Genomic DNA, 1,205 nt, shown 5'->3' with positions numbered 1-1,205 from the left:
CTAGGGAAACACTGATTAATCAGGCTCGGCCGTCATCGCTGACGTAGCCGAGGACGTTGTAAAAGGAAGCTCACGGAACGGACCCATAGTGATGAAGCGGCAGATCAGCTTTGCAGAAGCGGAAAGTGCGAGCAAGAAGCGAGTGACCAAGCGTCAGCGCTTCCTGGACGAGATGGAGAAGGTCGTACCGTGGCCGCGTTTGCTCTCGACGATCGAGCCGTACTACCCGAAGGGCGAGCGGGGCCGTCCGCCGATTGGTCTGGAGCGGATGCTTCGAATCTACTTTCTGCAGCAGTGGTACGGTCTGTCGGACGAAGGTCTGGAAGACGCGCTGTATGACAGCATCGCGATGCGTGCCTTTGCCGGTATCGATCTGGCGGTTGAGGACGTGCCGGACGCGACCACGCTGTTGAAGTTCCGGCGCCTGCTGGTCGAACATGACCTGACGCGCAAGCTGTTCGACGAGATCGGCATGTCGCTGTGCGAGCGCGGGTTGATGATGAAGGAAGGCACGCTGGTCGACGCGACGATCATCGAAGCGCCGTCGTCGACCAAGAACGCCGAGAAGAGTCGCGATCCGGAGATGCATCAAACGAAGAAGGGTAACGAGTGGCACTTCGGCATGAAGGCGCACATCGGCGTCGATGCCGAGTCGGGACTGGTTCACAGCGTGGTCGGCACGTCCGCCAACGTGGCGGATGTTTCGCAAGCCCATGCGTTGCTGCACGGGCATGAAGAGGAAGCGTTCGGCGACGCGGGCTACATCGGCGTGGACAAGCGCGACGAAATGAAGGGCAAGTTGGTGAAGTGGCGCGTGGCGGCCAAGCGCGGAAAGATCAAGGCGATGCAGGACGGTCCGCTGAAGGATCTGGTAGTCGCGGTCGAGCGAACCAAGGCGCAAATCCGCGCTCGGGTCGAGCATCCGTTTCATGTCGTCAAGAATCTGTTCCGTCATCGCAAGGTGCGCTACAAAGGGCTCATCAAGAACACGGCGCAACTGTTCAGTCTGTTCGCTTTGGCAAACTTGGTGATCGCGCGAAACCGGTTGCGGTCGGTTCATGGGAGTAGTCCGTCATGTGTGTGAAAAATGATGCACATACTCGGGGCAAACTCACTCGAATGGGCGGCACGTCACTTCGGCATCCGGAAATTCCGAACCGCCACCGCCGACAACCTCGCGGGATAGCCTATTAATCAGTGATTCC

The 1,205-nt window shown here is 59.0% G+C and carries 1 protein-coding gene; it reads left to right on the top strand.

Annotated features, from left to right (window positions below; all coding sequences use genetic code 11):
• Positions 1 to 91: 91 nt before the first annotated feature.
• Positions 92 to 1,084 (top strand): IS5 family transposase, encoded by a 993-nt coding sequence (locus G3N96_RS38690; protein WP_206140490.1) that lies wholly within the window; start codon positions 92 to 94, stop codon positions 1,082 to 1,084.
• Positions 1,085 to 1,205: the final 121 nt, after the last annotated feature.

It is taken from the genome of Burkholderia sp. Se-20373, from assembly GCF_017104705.1.
Taxonomy (GTDB): domain Bacteria; phylum Pseudomonadota; class Gammaproteobacteria; order Burkholderiales; family Burkholderiaceae; genus Burkholderia.
This window is presented reverse-complemented; position numbering and strand designations above follow the sequence as displayed.